The sequence below is a fragment of the Polaribacter sp. Z014 genome (genome assembly GCF_023555435.1).
Lineage (GTDB): Bacteria > Bacteroidota > Bacteroidia > Flavobacteriales > Flavobacteriaceae > Polaribacter.
In genome coordinates this window covers 174,120-191,697 of sequence record NZ_JALCZP010000003.1, presented here as the reverse complement: position 1 = coordinate 191,697, position 17,578 = coordinate 174,120, and the positions used below count along the sequence as shown (strand labels likewise).

Annotated in this window: 8 protein-coding genes; all 8 read left to right on the top strand. The window is 31.4% G+C overall.

The window, feature by feature from the left end:
* Window positions 1-86: 86 nt before the first annotated feature.
* The 8 genes from MPF19_RS06095 to MPF19_RS06060 all read left to right on the top strand — a co-directional run bounded on the left by MPF19_RS06095 (window position 87) and on the right by MPF19_RS06060 (window position 17,564).
* On the top strand, window positions 87-3,329 hold the full coding sequence (locus MPF19_RS06095; RefSeq protein WP_249987237.1) for a glycoside hydrolase family 2 TIM barrel-domain containing protein: 3,243 nt from the start codon (window positions 87-89) through the stop codon (window positions 3,327-3,329).
* 4 nt (window positions 3,330-3,333) lie between these two features.
* Window positions 3,334-4,437 carry a TlpA family protein disulfide reductase gene (locus MPF19_RS06090; RefSeq protein ID WP_249987235.1) on the top strand — a complete coding sequence of 368 codons (1,104 nt, stop codon included), beginning with the start codon at window positions 3,334-3,336 and terminating at the stop codon, window positions 4,435-4,437.
* A 106-nt stretch (window positions 4,438-4,543) separates the two neighbouring features.
* Window positions 4,544-6,364, top strand: coding sequence for an alpha-1,3-galactosidase-related protein (locus MPF19_RS06085; RefSeq protein ID WP_249987234.1), 1,821 nt, complete (start codon window positions 4,544-4,546; stop codon window positions 6,362-6,364).
* A gap of 16 nt (window positions 6,365-6,380) precedes the next feature.
* Window positions 6,381-7,988, top strand: a complete 1,608-nt coding sequence (locus MPF19_RS06080) for a T9SS type A sorting domain-containing protein (RefSeq protein WP_249987233.1) — start codon at window positions 6,381-6,383, stop codon at window positions 7,986-7,988.
* 7 nt (window positions 7,989-7,995) lie between these two features.
* The gene (locus tag MPF19_RS06075) at window positions 7,996-9,384 is read left to right on the top strand and encodes a sulfatase (protein WP_249987231.1); all 1,389 of its coding nucleotides are present in this window, start codon (window positions 7,996-7,998) and stop codon (window positions 9,382-9,384) included.
* Between the two features lie 378 nt (window positions 9,385-9,762).
* Window positions 9,763-12,831, top strand: coding sequence for a SusC/RagA family TonB-linked outer membrane protein (locus MPF19_RS06070; protein WP_249987229.1), 3,069 nt, complete (start codon window positions 9,763-9,765; stop codon window positions 12,829-12,831).
* Between the two features lie 12 nt (window positions 12,832-12,843).
* Window positions 12,844-14,310, top strand: coding sequence for a RagB/SusD family nutrient uptake outer membrane protein (locus tag MPF19_RS06065; protein WP_249987227.1), 1,467 nt, complete (start codon window positions 12,844-12,846; stop codon window positions 14,308-14,310).
* Window positions 14,311-14,447: 137 nt separating this feature from the next.
* On the top strand, window positions 14,448-17,564 hold the full coding sequence (locus tag MPF19_RS06060) for a SusC/RagA family TonB-linked outer membrane protein (RefSeq protein WP_249987226.1): 3,117 nt from the start codon (window positions 14,448-14,450) through the stop codon (window positions 17,562-17,564).
* The last annotated feature ends 14 nt before the right edge of the window (window positions 17,565-17,578 follow it).

Sequence of the window (17,578 nt, the reverse complement as noted above, 5' to 3'; positions counted from 1 at the left end):
TTTTAAATTACAGGTTGTAAAGGCACAAAGACAAAAGTTTTTGTTATTATATTTGACTTTACCATTCAGTATTAATACTAATTTTTATGATGTATTTAAAGAATTCTATTGTTTTCTTATTGCTATTATTTTCTCAAATATCTTTTTCTCAAAATGATTGGGAAAACGAATTGATGTTTGAGCAAAACAAATTAAGAGCACGTGTGCCAAGTTATTCCTATACTAATCATGCAGATGCTTTAGAGGGAAATAGAGACAAATCTAGAACACAATCATTAAACGGAACCTGGAAATTTAACTATGTAGGGAAATCTAAAGACAGACCTACAGATTTTATCAAGAATGATTTTAATGGAGAAAATTGGAGTGATATTCCTGTGCCATCTAGTTGGGAATTACAAGGGTTTGGACAACCAATTTATACCAATATTATTTATCCTTTTACTCCGGATATAAAAAATGGAGGAAAAAGAAATTTCGGATATATGGGGCCTCATCCGCCACAATTTCCATTTATAGAAAAGTATAGAGACAATCCGGTTGGAAGTTATTATAGAGATTTTACAGTTCCAAAAGACTGGAAAGATCAATCTGTAATTTTACATTTTGGCGGCGTTTCGTCTGCATTTTATGTTTGGGTAAATGGTAAAAAAGTTGGGTACAGCCAAGGAAGTAGATTGGCAGCAGAATTCGATATTACTAAATATCTAGTTGAAGGAAAAAATAAAGTTGCCGTTCAGGTTTTTAGATGGAGTGACGGTAGTTATTTAGAAGACCAAGACATGTGGCGTTTAAGCGGAATTCACAGAGAGGTTTTATTAATGGCGCAACCAAAAGTTTCTTTAAATGACTTTTTTATTCGAACAAAGTTCGATGATACGTTAGAAGATGCCAAGATAGAAGTTCGTCCGCATGTATGGATGAAAGGAGATGAAGACAACTTAAAAGGTTGGACCATTTCTGCAGATTTATACGATGCTAATAATAAAAAGGTTTTACCAAAACCGATGTCTTGTGCTATTGAAGATGTCTTTTTTGAAAGATGGCCACAAAGAGACATTACAAAATTTGCATTTTTAGAAGCTAATATTAAAAGTCCACAAAAATGGTCTGTAGAAAATCCGTATTTGTACACGGTTGTTTTTGATGTAAAAGATGCATCAGGAAAAATTGTAGAATCTCGCAGTCAGAAAATTGGATTTAGACAAGTTGGTTTTAGTGCAGAAAACGAGTTACTTATCAACGGAAAACCGGTAAAAATAAAAGGTGTTAATCGTCATGATCATCATCCTGTTAGAGGAAAAGCATTAACCAGACAAGATTTAGAAGACGATGTAAAACTGTTAAAAAAATTCAATTTTAATGCCGTAAGAACTTCACATTATCCGAATGATCCATATTTCTATGATTTATGTGATAAATACGGAATTTATGTAATGGATGAAGCAAATATAGAAACCCATCATTTAGGAAGTTATGCGCCACAACAACCAAGTTTGGCAATTCCTATGTTAAGTAGAATTATGAGAATGGTGGATAGAGATAAAAATCATGCCTCTATAATTTCTTGGTCTATGGGAAATGAATCTGGAACAGGACCTGCTTTTGCGGCTGCTGCAGGTTGGATAAAAGATTACGATCCTTCACGTTTTATTCATTATGAAGGAGCGCAAGGAGATCCCACGAACCCTGCGTATAAAGAAGGAGAAGAAGGACAAAAAGTGTTTAGAGGACCTGCGCATGCAAACCCTACAGATCCAAAATATGTAGATGTTTTAAGTAGAATGTATCCAGAGATTTATCAGCTAAAAGCAATGTCTGAAAGTAAATATATAAACAGACCTATTATTATGTGTGAATATGCGCATGCCATGGGGAACTCCATTGGTGGATTGGGTGAATATTGGGATTTAATCAACTCGAAAAAGAATTTAATTGGAGGTTTTATTTGGGATATGATAGACCAAGGAATAGAAAAAACAGCTGATAATGGTGAAAAATTTTATGCCTATGGAGGTGATTTTGACGATTATCCGAATGCTGGAAACTTCTGTATTAACGGTGTTTTCTCTTCAGATAGAAAACCACATCCACATGCGTGGGAAGTAAAATATATTCAGCAACCCTTTAATTTTACTGCAATTGATGTAGCAAAAGGAAGTATTTTAGCAATTAATCATTTAAATGTTACTAATTTAAATAACTACGATGTAAAATGGATGTTGTCTGAAAACGGAAAAGAAATTCAATCTGGAATTTTACAAGATATTGATGTAAAACCAAGTTCATCATCAAAAATAAATATTCCATTTAAAGAGGTGAATTTTAAAGATGAAAATGAATATTGGTTAAAAATGTCTGTACAAGAAAAAGGAACTACCTTTTGGGCTACAAAAGGCTATGAAGTAGCGAATGAACAACTTTTAATCAAAGAAAAAACAGCCATTAAGACGTATCAGTCAGCATCAAAAGCAGCATTACAAGTTGTAGAAAATACTGCTGAAATTACTGTTTCAGGAAAAAAATATGCTGCAAAAGTATCAACAGAAACAGGCGCACTAATTTCATTTATCAAAAATGGAAAAGAGCAAATCTCTTCACCTTTAAAACCTAACTTTTTTAGACCACCAATAGACAACGATTTACGAGGTGCAAGTAGTAAAGATTTTAGAAAATCTAGAGGTTATTGGGAGTTTTTAAATGATAAATTAGAAATTAAATCTGTAAAAGTAATTGCAGAAAAGACCAATGAAGTTTCCGTTTTGGTGGAGAAATCATATAAAGACGAAGTAAAATTAAATATCAATTATCACTTTTTAAGTGATGGAAGAATTGTTGTGAAAATGGATTTAGATGCCAATAAAAACTTACCTGGTTTGGTGAAATTTGGTGTTACTTTAGGCATTCCGAATAGGTACAAAACCACCACTTTTTACGGAAAAGGACCTTGGGAAAATTACATAGATAGAAAACGAGGTACAGAAGTAGATGAATACATCTTTAAAACGGACGATTTATTTACAAATTATGTTTTTCCGCAAGAAAACGGAAACCGCTCTGATGTAAGATGGTTACAGCTTTCGGAAAACAGAAAGAATAGTTTAAAAATTGAAGGTGCATCAACATTCGGATTTTCAATTTGGCCATATTCGCCAGAAAATATTCAAAATGCAAAACATCCTTATGATTTAAAAAAACAAGGGTTTTATACTTTGAATTTGCACTTAATTCAAATGAGTGTAAATGGAACGCTGTCAGAAACATTGCCTAAATTTGTAATTCCATCAGGAAAATATGAGTTTGAGTTTATTTTGAATGCGAAAAATTAAAATGATGAAAAAATTATCTATTGTGTTTCTTTTCTTATTGGTATCAACAAACCTTGTTTCTCAATGGAAATATTCCAATGCAAAGAATATAAAAGATGATGTAGTTATAACTTATGATGTTGTTTATGATCGAGTTTTATCAGAAAAACAAAAAAAACTTTCTTATTTTAAAAAAGAAATCATTGTTATTTTTAATAAAGATAAATTATTAGAAAAACGTTATTCTAATAGTAAAAATTATGATTTTTCAACTTTATTAGATTATGATAAAGAACTTACTTATTCACTTGCACGTAGTTATACGACTAAAACAGGTATTATAAATAAGTTTAAAAACCCTGTAAAAGACGTCATTCTTCAAGAAGAGGAAATAGAAAATATTATAGGTATTCCTTGTCAAGTTTATGAGACAAAAATAAAAGGAGAGATTAGAAAAGTATACACAACCAAAAAGTTTGGGTTAAGATATATTAAACAGTTCAATGCACAGGGTTTTCTATTAAAATACACTGCAAATGATAAATATTTAGGACCTTATACGGTTACTGCTAAAAAAATATACTACACTAAATTGCCCGCAAAAACTTATAGTTTAGAAGGTTATACTATTAGAACTACAGAAGAACAGAAGCAATATGTAATTGATGCTAAAAAACATAGTAATGAAAGAAAAGAACAAGCGTTAGAGCGTTTAGGAGAGTTATCACCAAAGTATTCTGTGAGAAGTATTCAAGGAAATAAATTTAAAAGTAAAGACTTAATAGGAAAAGTAGTTGTGTTAAATTTTTGGTTTACAACGTGTCCGCCTTGTAAAAAGGAACTTCCACATTTAAATAAATTAAAAGAGAAATTTAAGGGAAAAGACGTTGTTTTTATAGCAATAGCTTTAGACGATGAATATAAAATAGATACGTTTTTAAAACGGAATCCTTTTAATTATGATATTGTAGAAGATGGGCGTTGGATTGCTGAAAAATTTGATGTAAAGGCATATCCATCCAACATAATTATTGATAAAAAAGGAAATTATCAGTTTTACAAAATAGGTTATAAATCAAACATAACAGAAGCGATGTCGTATACGATTGAAAAATACTTAAAAGATTAATTTTTTCAATATTTTTAAACCTATAAATACAATCTTTATACTCATAAATACAGTATAAATGCACATTGTGCTTAGGTTTACAGTAAGAAATTAAAATTTTATATTTATGAAAAACTTTTTTACTTTTATGTTAGTGCTAATTTTAGGATGTACTTCTTATGCACAAGAGCAAACCATAAATGTTGCAGATTATGGTATTAAGCCAGGGAAAGATGTTACGCTAGAAATTTATCAACTAATAAATTCTTTGAAAGGAAAGAAGGATATCACTTTGTTTTTTCCAAAAGGGCAATATGAGTTTTATCCAGAGAATGCTTTTGAAACTTATAGAGCAGTTACAAACCATGATAATAGTTTAAAGAAAATAGCTTTTCCAATTTTTAATTTCTATAATTTTACTTTAGATGGAAATGAATCTACGTTTATGTTTCACGGTAAAATTGTTCCAATAACTGTAGAAAGTTCTAGAAATACTGCATTAAAAAACTTTACAATAGACTGGGAGAAATCTTTTGTAAATGAATTAAGAGTAACTGAAAATAACAAAGAAGATAATTCTTTTATTGTTGATGTTGCAAATGAAAAATTTGGTTTCGAAGTTAAGAATAACCAAATATTATTTAATCATTACGATTGGCAAGATGAAATAGGACAAAATATTGCGTTTGATTCTAAGACGAAATCTCCTATTTGGCATACGAAAGATTATTACTTAAAACCAAAATCTTCTAAAACAGCAAAAATTGTTAAAATTGATAATAAGACTGCAAAGTTTACAAATTACACAAAAGTATCACCACCTGTAGGTACTGTTTTTGCAACGTACGGACAAAGTCCTGGAGAAAATAGATTTGTGCCTGCAATTCATTTATCAAACTCAAATGATAATGTTTTAAATAATATAACTGTATTAGCAGCAGGAGGAATGGCTTTAATAGCAGAAAGATGTGAAAATATTTCTTTAGACAAATTTGTAGTGACTTCTAGAGCAGATAGAACATTTTCTACAAGAGCAGATGCAACACATTTTTTAGGTTGTAAAGGAACTATAAAAGTAGAAAACTGTTTATTAGAACACATGTTAGATGATGGTATAAATGTACATGGAGCTTATGTAAAAGTAGAAAAATACATGGGTAACAATACTTTTTTATGCGAAACGAGCCATGTGCAACAATGGGGATTTATTTTCGGTGAAAAAGGAGATGAGGTAATGATTATGTCTAGAGAAACGATTCTACCAATTTTTAAAACTGAAATTAAAAAAGTAAAGGTTTTAAATGAAAGAAGAATGTTAATTACTGTTGCAGAAGTGCCTGCAACATTACCAGAAGGAAAACTTTCTTTAGAAAATCTTACTTGGTATCCGGATGTATACATGAATAAAAATGTAATTAGAGAAAATAGAGCCAGAAGTGCACTTATTACTACAAAAGGAAAAGTGGTGATTGAAAATAATTATTTTTCATCTCAAATGCATGGTATTTTAATTGAAGGAGATAATAATAAATGGTACGAATCTGGTGGTGTACAAGATATTACTATTAGAAACAATATATTTAATACCATTGGTTATGGAAATGGTGAGTCTTATCCATTATTAGCGTCCCCTTTATTTACAAAAGACCAAAGAATAGGGGCTAAAAAGTTTCATAGAAATATAGATTTTAGTAACAATATTATTAAAAGTTTTAATGGCCACTTAGTGGATGCTTTTTCTGTAAAAGGATTAAAAATTACTGGAAATATTATAGAGTTGAGTACTGATTATCCTACGGTATCTACTTTACCTGCAATACATTTAGATTATTGTGAAGATGTGTTAATTGAAAAAAATCAATTTAAAAATTTTAATTTTCCTATTAAGATAGAGGTGAAAGAAAATGCTACTTCTGTAAAAATAAAACGAAATAAAGGAGTAAAATAATTATAAAATTTAATTTATGAAAATCCAAAAAAACAGTTTTTTATCTTGGTGTTGCGTTTTTTTTATAAGTTTTTTATGTGCACAAAACCCAATTGATAGAGCGTTGCCTGCAGATAGTTATTTTTACAACCCTACAATAAATACTGCAAACCAGAAGAGTTTTCCTAACGGATCTAGTTCAACCGCAGCTTTACAGACTATGATAAATAATTTATCTAATGCTGGCGGAGGAGTTTTAACTATAAATGCGGGAACTTATACTTTAAATCAAATTCATATAAAAACAGGTGTTCATATTCGCGTTCATCCAGATGTAGTTTTTAAAACAACACCAATGAGTTCTTTATTTAGAGTTGGTTATGATAACAATTTTGAGAAGGTTACAAATTGGAGTTTTCAAAGTACAAATGGAGAGAAATTTACATTTGATTTTTCTGATATGCAACCAAATGATGATATAAGAGCATTTCAGTTGGGAAATACTGCTAATTTTAAATTAGCAGATTTTTTAGTTTTAGATAATTATACAAAATTTAACGCTGTTTCTTCGGGTGCAGTTGGTGCTACAAGTGCGCCGGCATTATTTTCTTCTTTTGGTATTATAGAAAATTTAGATATAAAGAAAGCACACTATGGTTATGGTTTAATTCAATGTCAGGTTGGGCAAGATATACTGTATAGAAATTTATCTGGCGAAGGAGGAGTCACCCTAAGATTTGAGTCTGGTTTTAGTGGTTTAGCAGATAGATATGTTACAGATAAAACGCCAATTATAAATAATATGTATGGTAGAAATATATCCTGTACAAATGGTGCACATGCAGTAATGTTGTCTCCACATACCATAACACAAGGTATGGTAGATGTTAGAGATATTACAGGAATTAGCTGTGAAGCGGCAGTGTCTATTAATTATGGTTTTTTGTCTTCGGATAAAGGACAAGTTGCACCAGACCATAGTTCAGGTACTTTTTCTGAAGCATCTGTAATTGCAAATGTTTCTGCAACTTATGGTGTAAATGCTCAGGTAAGAGCGGCACGTTTAAGGCACATTCCTTGTGCATTAAGAAACTACATCAGTTCAGGTAAAAATTTAGACGACGAATCTTATCAAGCGCCAGCTTTAGCACCTGTGTATTATTTGGCTTTAGAAGAGTATGTTTCTAAAGGGAGTCCGGCAGGAAGGTATAAAATTGTTTTAGAAAATGTAACGCATACTGGTTTTTCTGCAGAAGTTAGAGCAGATGGTTTAATTACCGATGGAGGAGAAAATGATTTTGAAGGTTGTGATATTGATGGAGATCCTATTTGGATTAATGGCGATGATAAAAACACCTCAAACCCATTGCAAACATCTACTGTAGCGGAAACTTTAAATATAAATGAATTTATTGATGGTGAAAATATTGTTATTTATCAACAAGAAAATTCAAGAATTTTAAATGTTAAAAGTAATTTTAGTGGAAGTATTCAGGTTTTTAATTTATTAGGACAATTGGTAAAAGAAGTACCTGTATTTAAGAACAACACTACAATTGATGCAACTGAGATGACTGAAAATATGTACATCATTCGTATAGAATCTGACAAAAAAAGAATCACGAAAAAAATAATAATTAAATAATTTTATAATGTATAAATTCAAAAATTCAAGTAGTTTATTCTTATTGTTTCTTGTTATGACTGCAGCTTTTTCCTGTAAAAATAAAGAGACAAAAAATGATACTGTAAAAGCAGCAACAGTATCTAAAAAGCCAAACATCGTGTTATTATTTGTTGATGATTGGGGATGGGCAGATGTTGGTTTCAGAAATTCTCTTTTCGAAACGCCAAACATCGATCAATTAAAAAAAGAAAGTTTAAATTTTAACAGAGCATACATTCCTACGCCTACTTGTAGCCCAAGTAGAGCGTCTATTTTAACAGGTAAAGAAGCGGTTCGTATGGAGATGGTTAGACATATTTCTGGAAATCCAGATAAAGAAAAATATAGTTATTGGCCAAAAGATCCGGTTCAAATGCCTTCTATTAATTATTTACCTTTAGAAGAAGTTACCTATGCAGAAAGGTTAAAAGAGTATGGTTATTACAATGCTTTTATAGGAAAATGGCATTTAGGACATCCTGCAAACTATCCAGGAAAACAAGGTTTTGATGAGGTGTATGCAACCACAAATGCTGGGCATCCAAAAAATTATTATTTTCCATTTTTTAAAGCAGAAGAAGACCCAAAAGGATTTTTAAAATCAGGTGTAAAAAAAGGCGACTATTTAACTGAGGTATTAACCAATCATGCAACAGAATTTATTAAAAATTACGATAAAAAAGATCCTTTTATGTTGTCATTTTGGTACTACACCGTTCATGGGCCTTCTATTGGTAGAAAAGATTTAATAAAAAAATACGAAGCCAAAGGAATGGAAGGTAGATATGCACAACATGGAGCCATGGTTGAGGTGTTAGACAATTCTGTAGGGCAAGTTAGAAAAGCATTAAAAGAGAAAGGAATTGCAGACAATACTATTATTATTTTAATTTCCGATCAAGGTGGTGCGTATTCTAATGCTCCTTTAAGTGGTGGTAAAAAAGGCGGTAATACTTTAGGTGAAGGTGGTTCTAGGGTTTTATTAACCATAGATTACCCAGGAGTTACAAAACCAGGAACGGAAACATCGATTCCTGTGCAATCTATAGATTTATACCCAACGATACTTGAAATTGCTTCTGGTAAAAAATGTGAAGATAATTGGATTCAAGGAGTAAGTTTAATGCCTATTTTAAAAGGAAAAACAATTGCAAAAAGACAATTGTATTTCTTTAGAAGTTATGAAGATCAATATGCGTCTGTAATAGATGGCGACTGGAAATTGGTGAAATATCACTCGGGAAAATTCCAATTATTTAATGTTACTAAAGATATTAGTGAACAAAATGATTTAATAGGAACTGGATTAGAAATTGAGCAAACTTTAAAAACAAATCTTTTAAACTGGGAGAAGGAAGCAGTGCCTACTTACTAGGATCAATTTTCTCTTATTAACAATATAAAAAAGGTAGTAATTTTAGTTTACTGCCTTTTTTTATTTTGGAACTTTCTTTGTTTCGTATGATTTAAAGAGGTTTTTAACGGAATTAACAAAAATTTATACCGAAATATTTTAATGTATTAAGTTGCTTTAAATCAGTTGTTTATTTGCTGTTTTTAGGTATATTTACTAAGAGACACATTTAATTTACTAAAATCTACAAAGAAACATAACAAAAACATCAACTTTAGGGTAGCCAAAAATGGCTACAAACGAATTCAAAAAAAAACAGATTTAATAATGAAAACAGTATAGATTTAAAATACCCAAACCCCAAACTTAATTTAAATATTAACGAATAAAAATCAACCCATGAAATTAAACTATTTATTAAAAAACAAAATATTAGCGTATAGCCTACTAAGCTTATTTGCAATATTGTTCTGTAGTTTTGATGCAAATGCACAAAAAATTACAGTTAAAGGAGTTATTACAGACCAATTTGGCACTCCTTTGCCAGGTGTAAGTATCTTAGAAAAAGGGTCAACAAACGGTATAACTACAAATTTTGATGGAGTTTATGCTATTTCCGTATCTGATAAAAGTTCTATTTTAACTTTTTCATATATAGGATATGCTACAAAAGAAGTTGTAGTAAATAACCAAACCAAAATAAATGTTGCTTTAGAAGAAGAGGTTGGTCAGTTAGATGAGATTGTTTTGGTAGGGTACGGTACTGTAAAAAAATCTGATGTAACAGGTTCTGTATCTTCTGTAAGCGCTAAAGAACTAACTCAAACTCAAACAACTTCTATTGCTCAAGCCATTCAAGGTAGAGCACCAGGAGTTTCAGTTACAAAAAGTTCTGGTCAACCAGGAGCTACACCAACGGTAAGAATTAGAGGTGTTGGTACGGTTAATAATGCAGATCCTTTGTATATAGTAGATGGGGTGCCAATTAATGATATTAGTAATATTAATATGGACGATGCTGAATCGATTCAAGTATTAAAAGATGCTTCTGCTACGGCAATTTATGGTTCTAGAGGTGCTAATGGAGTGGTGTTAGTTACCACAAAAGTAGGGAGTAAAAATAGATCTACTATTTCTTACAAAACCTATTCAGGTATTGAAAATAGAATTGATAATCTGGATGTAATGAATGCAGAGCAATGGGCAACTCTTTATAACGAAGGAAAAGTAAATGATGGAGCTACTCCAGAAGCTGCTTTTTCAGATCCATCATCATTAGAATCTTATAATTGGAAAGATGCTGTTTACAGAACAGGTACTATTGTAAGTCATCAATTATCTTTATCTGGTGGAGGAGAAAAAACATCTTATTATGTTTCTTTTGGTAAATTAAACCAAAAAGGAATTGTAACCAATACATCTTTTGATAGAACAAACTTTAGAGTAAATAGTACGTATCAAATAAAACCTAAAATTAAAGTGGGTCAAAATATACAGTATTCAAAATCAACCTCTAATTCTGTGGCTTCTTTTGGAGGTAATTCTAATAATAAAACAGCTTTTATTGGTTTTGTTGTAGACCCAGTTTCTCCAATATACAATACAGATGGTTCACCTGCAAGACCTCTATATTCTACAGAGATTAGAAACCCCGTGGGTTTAACACTGTATGAACAAACGCCTTTAACAAAAGAAAGTTTTTTAGGAAATGTTTTTGTTGAGGCTGATCTTATGAAAGGTTTAAAATTTAAATCTAATTATGGTTTAGAAGTTAATAATAGAAAGAGGGATAACTTTCAATCGGAATACTTCATCTCGGCAGAACAAAATAGACCAGAAAATATTTATAGTTTATTAAGATCAGAGAATAGAGTTAGCGTTTGGTCTAATACCTTAAGTTATAGCACTACAATTAAAGAAAAACATAGTATTAATGCCTTGTTAGGACATGAAACACAACAACTAGATTATAATAATGTTTTAGCCAGTAGAAGTGCTATTCCACAGGGAGTAGAGAACCCTACCTTGGGTTCAGGAGCTATAGATTCATCTACAAATTCTGGTACTATTTCTAGCTCATCATTATTGTCTTATTTTGGTAGACTAAATTATAATTATGATGATCGATATTTATTTACAGGTACTTACAGGATTGATGGTTCTTCTAGATTTGGAGATAATAACAGATTTGCTCAATTTCCGTCTTTAGCCTTAGCATGGAATATTCATAAAGAAAAGTTTTATAATATTGATGTAATTAATCAATTTAAATTCCGTGTTGGTTGGGGAGAAACAGGAAACCAAAACATACCTAATTCTGCAATATTTAGTACTTTAAGTACTAGTGAAAATTATTTATTAGGTAAAGATGAGTTAACGGTAGTTGGTTTAGCGCCATTAAGCCCTGGTAATCCAGATTTAAAATGGGAAACAACAACTACTTCAAACGTAGGTTTAGATTTAGGTTTGTTAAATAATGCACTTACATTTACTGCAGATTATTTTATAAAAACAACTTCTAATATGTTATTGGAATCTCCAATTTTACAGACTTCTGGTTACGAATCACCTCCAACAATAAATGCAGGAGAGATTGAAAATAAAGGACTAGAATTCTCATTAAATTATAAGAAAAGAATGAATGATTTTTTCTTTAGTGTGGGAGGTAATATTGCTTTTATAGACAATACAGTGCTTAGTTTAGCTACAAAAGGGAGTGTTATTAGTACAGGTGTTACTGGTAACGGTTATACAGGTATTAGTAGAACTGAGGCAGGTAAACCTATCGCTTCTTTTTACGGTTTAGAAGCAATTGGAATTTTTCAAAATCAAGATGAAATAGATAATAATGCTAGTTTAAATGGAAATAAACCTGGAGATGTTAGGTACAAGGATTTAAATGACGATGGTTCAATTAACGATGATGATAGAACTTTTATAGGTTCTCCATTACCAGATTTTACTTACGGAATTAATCTTGATATGACGTATAAACAATTTGACATGACCATGTTTTTTCAAGGAGTACAAGGAAATAAAATTTTTAATGCTACCTCATATTTATTAGACGGAAAGTTAGATTCTAATCTAAACACTGCATATTTAGGACGATGGACTGGGGAAGGTACTACTAATTCTATACCTAGAGCTACATTTGATGGGTTTGCTAATAATAGCAAGCAGTCTAGTAGATTTGTTGAAGATGGATCTTACTTAAGACTTAAAAATGTGCAAATAGGGTATAATTTTTCAAAAGACGTTTTAAGTAAAACGTTTATTTCAAAAGCTAGAATTTATGTAGCCGGTCAAAATTTATTTACCATAACAGACTATAGTGGATTAGATCCAGAACTTGGTGTAGATGAAACTCAAAACGATGGTAGTAGAACATCTTTAGATATAGGAATTGACAGAGGTAGATACCCTTCTACAAGATCATTTTCTTTAGGACTAGATATTAACTTTTAAAAAGCATTCATTATGAAATTATATAATAATATTAAGACATATATAAAGTACAGTTTACTATTTTTAGTAGTTGCAATGGTTTCTTGTTCAGAGAACTTAGATTCTAAATCTTTTGGAGAGCCCGTTTTAGAAGATTTTTATACCAATCCAGTCCAAGCAGAGCAAGCTTTAGTGGCGACATATTCTTCTTTAAGAGAGTTGTACGGTACTAATTTTTGGGCAGTAATGGGTACCGATATGGTTTTTGGAGAAATAGGTACAGATGACTTTATTAAAGGAGGACGTACTGCAGAAAATAATGCGCCATTATTTGAAAGAGACAAATGGGCAATTTCTACATCAAACCCTATAATGGCTCAATTATGGAAAGTGAGTTACAAAGGTATTTTATATGCTAATTTGGTGATTGAAAATGTGCCAAATATTACTTTTGATGATACCGAAAGAAAAAAGGAAATTTTAGCAGAAGCTCATTTTTTACGTGCTTTTTATTACTTAAAATTAGTAAATTCTTTTGGTGGAGTACCAATTATTGATAAACCTCTAAAACTAGGAGAATTCAATGTGCCAAGAGCCACAAAAGAGGATACATACATTTTTATAGAAGATGATTTAAAAATTGCAATTGCAGATTTACCTTCAAGATTAGATAGAGGTGTTAATTATACTGGGCGTGCAGATAAAGGAGCTGCTTTAGGAATGATGATGAGAGTGTCTCTATACCAAAATAAAATGAGCCAAGTAGAAACGTATGGAAATCAACTATTTGCTTTAGGTTTTGAATTAACACCAGATTATTCTACTATTTTTGAACCAGAAGGAGAGTGGAATTCTGGTTCTCTTTTTGAAATTAGCTTTCTTTCAGATGCAACTGCATCAGGTAGTGGAATACCGCAGCGTGTAAGTCCAAATAGTAATAAAGGAGGTGGTTTTGTGCAAGCAAGAGATGGTTTAAGAAATGAGTATGAGGCAAACGACCCTAGATTAGATGCTACCTTGTATTTTAGTGATGCTAGTTACGGTACCGATTGGTATGTAAGAAAGTACGCTTGGTATCCTTATACTAAATATAAAATACCAACAACAGCTAGAGCTAAAAATAGCTCTAATAATGTTCGTATTGTTAGACTTGCAGATGCGTATTTAATGTATGCAGAAGCTATTTATAGTACAAACCCATCAGAGGCAATTAAGTATGTTAACAAAGTTAGAGCTAGAGCTAGAGGAGCAGCATTACCTTCTGTACTTCCAGATTTAGCATCTACACTAACAGGACAACCTTTATTAGAGGCTATTTATCATGAAAGACGTGTAGAGTTGGCTGGAGAAGGTTTTCGTTTTTACGATTTAGTAAGAAGCGGAAGAGCAGGAACTTTATTAAGCCCTTATGGATTTGTAGAAGGCAAGCATGAGTTAATGCCAATACCTTTAGATCAAATAACCTTATCCGAAGGAGTTTTGGTACAAAATAATTATTAATTGAAAAATAGATTTCTTATCTGTTATTTTAAAATAAGGTTTTAGTCAGATTCCATATTTTTTTATAATAATAAAGAGAAATAACAATAGTAAAACCCCAAAACTTAATTTGAATATAAACGAATAAAAATCAACCCATGAATTTAAAATTTTTATTAAAAAACAAGATACTAGCATATAGTTTTTTAAGCTTATTTGCTATGTTGTTCTGTAATTTTGATGCCAATGCACAAAAAATAACAGTTAAAGGACTCGTAATGGACAGTGCAGATAATTCTCCAATACCCGGAGCTTCTGTTCTGGTAAAAGGAACTTCTAGAGGAACAACTACAGATTTTGATGGTAATTATAGTATTAGCGCAGAAATAGGAGAAACGTTGGTGTTTTCATACTTAGGTATGGATAAAAGAAATGTTAAAGTATTAAAGCCAAAACACAATGTTAAAATGACTTCTAATTCAGAGGAGTTAGAAGAGATTGTAGTGATTGGTTATGGAGCTGTTAAAAAGAAAGAATTAACAGGTTCTGTTGCTAGAGTAAAAGCAGAAGCAATAGAAAGTTTTGTAACACCAGATTTAGGTTCTGCACTTCAAGGGCAAATAGCTGGGGTAAATATAACTTCAAACTCAGGAGCACCTGGAGAATCATCTAGTATACAAATTAGAGGGATTACTTCATTAAGTGGAGGAAACACACCTTTATTTGTTGTAGATGGTATTCCACAATCTGGCGATCCTGGTTTAAGTACTAATGAAATTGAATCCATAGATATTTTAAAAGATGCAGCATCTACAGCTGTATATGGAACAAGAGGAGCTGCGGGTGTTATTTTAATAACTACAAAACAAGGTAAAGCAGGTGTTTCTAAAGTTTCATTTAATTACAGTTCTGGAGTTCAGGTTTTAGGTGATGGTATTTCATTAATGAATACAGAAGAGCAATTCTTTTATGAGACACAAAAGAAATTAAATTTCCCTGCCGCTAATTTTAATCCAGGGCCTAGTAAATCTGAATGGTTAAATAATGATACAGATTTTAACTCGCTAATTTTAAATAATGCAGCAGAAAGTAAATCGTATAGTTTAAACCTTTCTGGAGGCTCAAAAGGGTTTTCTTATAACGTTGTTGGAGGATTACTTGATATTGACGGAGCATTAATCAATTCTGGATTTAAAAGATACAATGGGCGTGCATCAGCCGCTTATACTTCAGATAATTGGAAAATTAATTCAAGTATTGCTTTTACAATTGAAGACAGAAATGTAACAAGTAATAATTTAATTACCACTACTATGCGTTACAAACCTTGGTTTCCAGAAGTAGAGACAGGTGCTACAACTTTCTATTCAGAAGAAGGGTCTAGTGGTGTAACAACACCAATAAACAACTATGCAACTGCAGCTTTAAGAAAAGACCGAAGAAAAACAGATAAAATTAATAGTAGTTTAAGTCTTACAAGAAAATTAACTGAAGACCTTAATTTTATTACAAGGTTAGGAGCTAATGTTACTAATTATGGGCAAAATACATTTAGTCCAAAATTTGAGTTAATAGATCTTGAGACTGGAAGTGTAACCGTAGACCCTAACTTAAGTGGTGTTTCTGCACAATCTTCTAGACAAACGCTATTAAGTTGGGATGGAAGTTTTAATTATAAGAAAAAATTTGGACACCACACTATATCTGCTTTAGCTTCAGTGGCATCAGAAAAAAGAACCTACGAAGTTTTTACCGCTCAAAAACTAGGAGTAGCAGATAACTCTGTAGAAGTTTTAGATGGTGCTCAGTTGTTTCCAGAAGCTATTTCTGGAGGTAACAATTATACAGGAACTACACTGAGTCTTATAGGACGATTACAATACAACTATAAAGGAAAATATTTAGTATCTGCATTAGTAAGACGAGATGGTTCTAGTCAATTTGGTAGCTCTAATAGATGGGCAAATTTCCCATCTGTATCAGCAGCATGGAATGTTTCTAGTGAAAATTTTTGGAAACCAATAAAGGGTACTGTTAATAATCTAAAATTAAGATTAAGTAGAGGTACTGTAGGTAATGATAATTTTGATAGATATTCTTTTCAATCAGGTATTTCCCAATTACGAGATTATATTTTTGATGAAGATGATAACAGTGTTACTTTTGGTTCTGCGGTTGTCGCTTATGCTAATCAGGATGTACAGTGGGAAACCTCAATATCTAAAAACATTGGTATAGATTTAGGGTTCTTTAAAAATAAATTAACTGTAACCGCAGATTACTACGTTACTAATAAAGAAGATATGCTTTTTAGTGTAACGTTACCTGGTTCTGCGGGTGTTGTAAGCTATAGCGACTCAGATGAAGTAGTTTTAAATATTGGTAATATGACCAATAAAGGATTGGAAATTGCTGCAAATTATAAATATAATATTGGAGAGAATAATTTGACTTTTTCTGGAACTTTTACAAGAAATAGAAATGAAGTTACTAAAATGGCTCCTGGAGTAACTAGAGTTAATAATGGTTCTGGTTATCTTTTACAATCTCCAGTAACTGTATTAGAAATTGGTAGAGAAGTTGGTGCTTTTTATTTACATGAAACTCAAGGTACAATTAAAAATGATGAAGAATTAGCGGCTTATAGATTATTAGTTCCTTCTGCAGAATTAGGAGATTTAAAATATACAGATCAATTAACTGTAGATACAAATAATGATGGTGTTGCAGATAAAGGAGATGGTGTTATAACAGATGCAGATAGGGTGTATTCTGGAAGCGGATTACCAGATTTTGAATATGGTTTTAATTTTGGATGGAGATATAAAGGCTTTGATTTTGGTATGAATTGGTACGGAACTGTTGGTGCCGAATTAATGAATGGTAATAAAGCAGATGCTTACGGAAGAGGGAGACATACTGATTTAATAAATATGTGGACTCCAGATAATTCAACTTCTAACATTCCTTTTCATAGAGATAGAGCTTTATTACATCCCAATTATAATGGAAATACAGATCTTTGGTTAGAAGATGGAGATTATTTAAGGCTAAAATTAGTTACTTTAGGATATACTTTTCCAAAAGAGCTATCTGAAAAAATGGGATTAAATAGTTTAAGAGTATTCTTATCTGGGCAAAATCTATTAACGATTACAGATTATACAGGTTTTGATCCAGAAGTTAATGGAGGAAATGTGGTAAGAAGAGGGCTTGATGTATCAAGATATCCTGTTGCAGCACTATATTCTTTAGGTGTAAAAGTTGATTTTTAATTCTAAAAACATTT

Coding starts and splice junctions, on each gene's coding strand:
- MPF19_RS06090 (WP_249987235.1), top strand. CDS start 3,334: ATGAAAAAATTATCTATTGTGTTTCTTTTCTTATTGGTATCAACAAAC.
- MPF19_RS06080 (WP_249987233.1), top strand. CDS start 6,381: ATGAAAATCCAAAAAAACAGTTTTTTATCTTGGTGTTGCGTTTTTTTT.
- MPF19_RS06070 (WP_249987229.1), top strand. CDS start 9,763: ATGAAATTAAACTATTTATTAAAAAACAAAATATTAGCGTATAGCCTA.
- MPF19_RS06085 (WP_249987234.1), top strand. CDS start 4,544: ATGAAAAACTTTTTTACTTTTATGTTAGTGCTAATTTTAGGATGTACT.
- MPF19_RS06075 (WP_249987231.1), top strand. CDS start 7,996: ATGTATAAATTCAAAAATTCAAGTAGTTTATTCTTATTGTTTCTTGTT.
- MPF19_RS06065 (WP_249987227.1), top strand. CDS start 12,844: ATGAAATTATATAATAATATTAAGACATATATAAAGTACAGTTTACTA.
- MPF19_RS06095 (WP_249987237.1), top strand. CDS start 87: ATGATGTATTTAAAGAATTCTATTGTTTTCTTATTGCTATTATTTTCT.
- MPF19_RS06060 (WP_249987226.1), top strand. CDS start 14,448: ATGAATTTAAAATTTTTATTAAAAAACAAGATACTAGCATATAGTTTT.